3 protein-coding genes are annotated in these 4067 nt (G+C 32.8%); all 3 read right to left on the reverse strand.

Translation table 11 applies throughout. The features are described from left to right. A partial coding sequence (locus ACJAX4_RS22465; protein WP_435791670.1) for a hypothetical protein occupies positions 1-511 on the reverse strand: 511 nt, incomplete at its 3' end. A gap of 414 nt (positions 512-925) precedes the next feature. Continuing rightward, on the reverse strand, positions 926-2098 hold the full coding sequence (gene iadA / locus ACJAX4_RS22470; RefSeq protein WP_435791671.1) for a beta-aspartyl-peptidase: 1173 nt from the start codon (positions 2096-2098) through the stop codon (positions 926-928). A 24-nt stretch (positions 2099-2122) separates the two neighbouring features. Next, positions 2123-3739 carry a putative basic amino acid antiporter YfcC gene (gene yfcC, locus ACJAX4_RS22475; protein WP_435791672.1) on the reverse strand — a complete coding sequence of 539 codons (1617 nt, stop codon included), beginning with the start codon at positions 3737-3739 and terminating at the stop codon, positions 2123-2125. Positions 3740-4067 lie beyond the last annotated feature (328 nt).

Raw genomic sequence — 4067 nt, forward strand, 5'->3', positions numbered from 1 at the left:
CAAGTTCTTGTGCTGCTGCATATTGATCATGTCCTGACACTATAATAAAGGTTTCTTTTTTAACAATAATAGGTCTACTAAACTTCTTATTGTTTTTTATGTAATTTATTGCTTTATTCTTCGAACGTTTTATTGCCATATCTTCATCTTGATTTACTAGCCTTGATATATCCACTATTTCATTAGTTCCAATTGGCATTTCGTTATTTAAATCTATTTGCCCATTCTCATCTTTTAACAGTTGAAATGCTTTAATTGATGTTGCTTCCACTGAAATAAACGGTGTACCTTTACTATTTACGCAGGCTTTAAGTTCACCTTTAATTACAAAATAATTCACATTAGTCATACCTTCTACTACATCTTTCCAATAATCTTTTTTTGCAATTACTCTATAAATCGAATCCAGTTTATCATAATTTGCTATTTTAAATAGTAAATTAACATCCCCATTCTCTAGCTTAGTTGTTTTTAAAGGTAACCCTTTTATTATAATCTCACTCTTATTCATAGTTTATTTCTCCTTTTAATATCTCGAGTACAAGGTGCTAAGCTCCTTGCCATAGATGAATTTCAAAAATAAAACACCTAGAAAGCATATGCGCTCTCTAGGTGTTTCAATCTAATTTATAATTTAATGTTATTCTATTTTTGGCGCAAGTAAATTCACCTAACCCTATGTTAGAAGCTTTTAAGTAATTATTAAGCATAAAAACACTATTGTTAAAATTAAACATTGCATCCACCTCATTCTAAAATTCATAAACTTATTAATCTATATTTACATTATAACATTTTGATCATAAAATTACAATACTCTCTGAATCTGTTACTATTGCTGTTAAATCAACGTATATTTCTCATAAGTAAAGAACTATAAAAGCTGTGAAAGTAAATTCACAGCTTTTATCAGGTATAAATTTTATTACTCAAATGTCCCCAGGACCAAAATCTTATTTTCATGAATCATTATTCTACCCTTTGCTATTACAGTATTAATATTAAAATCATTCTCATTAACCAGAACAATATCTGCATCCAATCCAATCTTTAAATTTCCTTTTGTTTTAAGTTTTAAGTGTTCTGCAGGATTTGATGTTATTACACTAATTGCATTTTCCACACTAATATTTTCATTAATTATAGCATCTCTTACCTCTTTATATAAGGATTCACATTTTCCAACTTTAAGACCTATATAATCTCCACTTTCATCGAAGTCTGGAAGACTTCCCTGTCCGTCAGAAGTAAAGGTTATGTTCTTAATATCCACGCCTTCCTCTAGCATAATTTTAAGACCAGTGCTACATTTTATCTCTCCTTCTTCTAGGAATTTTTCTGTAGTGCTTGTAGTAAAATCTATATACCCACCTTTTTTTGCATATTCTAATCCCTTTTGAAATAAGGATGGATCTCTATTCATATGTGTTGGAATAATTTGAGTCAGTGGTATATCTGTTTCTTTAGCTAACCTATCCATATAATCAAGTTCACTTTTTCCATCACCCATATGAACATTCACTATTCCTGCTTTTCCAGATAAAATGCCACCTATTCTTGCATCTGATACTAATTGTACAAACTGTTCAAAGGTTGGATGACTAGAACGCTGGTCCGAAAGTGCTATTTCTCCAATACCAATAATTTTATCAAGCAAAATTATATCTTCTTGCACATTTTCCATCATTGTCTTAACTGGCATTCTATAAGACCCTGTATATATGAAAGTTGATATCCCTTCCTCTTCAAGTGCTCTTGACTTTGAAAGTAATGACTTCATGTCTCTTGATATTCCATCAGTACCTAAACATCCAACAACTGTAGTTACACCTGCAGTTGTTAAGTCAGATAATTTAATTTCTGGAGTTCGAGTTTTAAATCCACCCTCTCCTCCTCCGCCTAAAATATGGACATGCGAATCAATGAATCCTGGAAACACTAATTTTCCAGAGGCTTCTATTACTTTGACCTCAAGCCCACAGTTTTCTACGCTAATACAATCCTCTATAAGCTCTATTTTACCACCACATATTAAAATGTCTTTGTTTCCTATATACTGTGGTGAATATACTTTTCCTCCTTTAATCAAAGTTACCATACTAATTCCCCTCTCATATACTTATTAAAATCCTATTGCTACAGCTACAAACATTACAATTGAAGATAGTACGACTAATATTGCTTGGAATTTAATCTGGAATCTCGCCCATTTACTCCAGTCTAATCTTGCAACACCAAGTACTGCCATGAGGCAACCTGAAGTTGGAACGATTAGATTTGTAAATCCATCACCTAATTGGAAAGCAAGTACTGCAACTTGTTTACTTACACCTACAATATCTGCAAGTGGTGCCATTAGTGGCATAGTTATAGCTGCTTGACCTGATCCGGAAACTACAAAGAAGTTAAATACTGATTGGAATATAAACATAAACCAAGCATTAAATCCTGATGATAAACCACTAAGTGTAGATCCCATGCCATTAAGAATAGTATTTAAAACAGAGTTATTTACAGGAGACGAATCTCCAAGTACTAAAATGATACCCTGTGCCATACCTACTACGAGTGCAGCCCCAACTAAATCTTTTGCTCCTTCTTTGAAGGAAATTGAAATATCATTTACGCTCATATTATTAAGTTTAAATATTACAGCAATAATACCTGAAACAAGTCCCATGGTAAAGAATATTGTTGCAATCTCTGGAATGTAGAAACCATATTTACTAACGCCATATACAACCCATATAATCCCGAGTAATATGGTAACAAGAACTAATTTATGCCCAAATATAAACCTAACATCCTTAATATCTTTCCCTTTAAAATCATCTCTATAAAAAGCATCTGACTCATAAGCTACTGACGACGTTGGATTTTTTCTAATTTTCTTAGTATAAAACCATGTATATGCTATACCTATTGCAGTGAATACTACCCATAAAATCATTCTAAATCCTGCACCAGATAATACTGGTATACCTGCTATTCCTTGGGCAATAGCTACGCTAAACGGATTCATCCATGACGTTGCAACGTAAGTAATCATGATACCAACTATTGCATCATACCCCATTGCTATTACAAGCGGTACAATAATCATAGCAAAAGGAATTGCTTCTTCACCCATGCCAAATACAGCACCACCTAGTGAAAATAGCGCGAAAATTACTGGTATAAGTATAACCTCTTTGCCTTTAATTTTACTTATCATTGAAAGAATACCGGCCTCTACAGCACCAGTTTTGAGTATAATTCCAAATGCACCACCAACAACTAAAATAAATGCTATAACACCTACTGCGCTTCCCCACTTGTCGCCTTTTACAAGACCTTCAAACATATAGTTAAGAAAACCTACATCTCCACCACTTTCAAATAAACTAATCCCTTTTCTTTCTCCCTCTGAAACAAATTTTCCATATTCCTGTACTACCTTAAATGATAGCTTATCTCCATCTTTTATTTCTAAGGCCCTAGCCTTACCCTTATTTATTTCTCCGAGTGGTTCTTCTACCCCTTCTTCAAGTAACAATGTTTCATCACCTGAGGCGTCAATAACATAGTTTTTGCTATCTAATGTAAAAGAAGCACTTTCTCCATCTGCAACTTCTGCAATCAATTTGTCGCTTACATCATAAGCTTTATAATTAACCTCAAATCTACCTAAAGGTAAGACATAAGTTAATAATGCCGCCATTAAAACAACAAAAAATATAATTACATAAGTATCTGGCATTTTAAAAGACCATTTTTCTTTTTATTTTGTTCCATTTCAATTCCCCCTTTATTTATATGAGCTTTCACGGAAACTCCTTAGCTCCTGTGATTACTCATTTTTAGTATCATTAATTTTTGTTGATTCCCCCACTTTTTTCGCATAAAACACTTGACAAGTCTGTAAAATTTTGAAGTCCTCCTCCTAAAGACATGTTTTAATAGGAGGATTATTTTATGCTTAAAAACTGGGGCACTCATGCTGATTATCAGCAATTTATCATTTCAACTCTCTCATGTTTCTATACAGTTTTTCCTAAAAAAATTATAGTACTTGAAACTTCTATATC

This window comes from Clostridium sp. (assembly GCF_051278035.1).
In the GTDB taxonomy this organism is placed as follows: domain Bacteria; phylum Bacillota; class Clostridia; order Clostridiales; family Clostridiaceae; genus Clostridium_AD.

Excerpts from the sequence above, each read along its gene's own strand:
- iadA (WP_435791671.1), bottom strand. The coding sequence starts at position 2,098 with ATGGTAACTTTGATTAAAGGAGGAAAAGTATATTCACCACAGTATATA.
- yfcC (WP_435791672.1), bottom strand. The coding sequence starts at position 3,739 with ATGCCAGATACTTATGTAATTATATTTTTTGTTGTTTTAATGGCGGCA.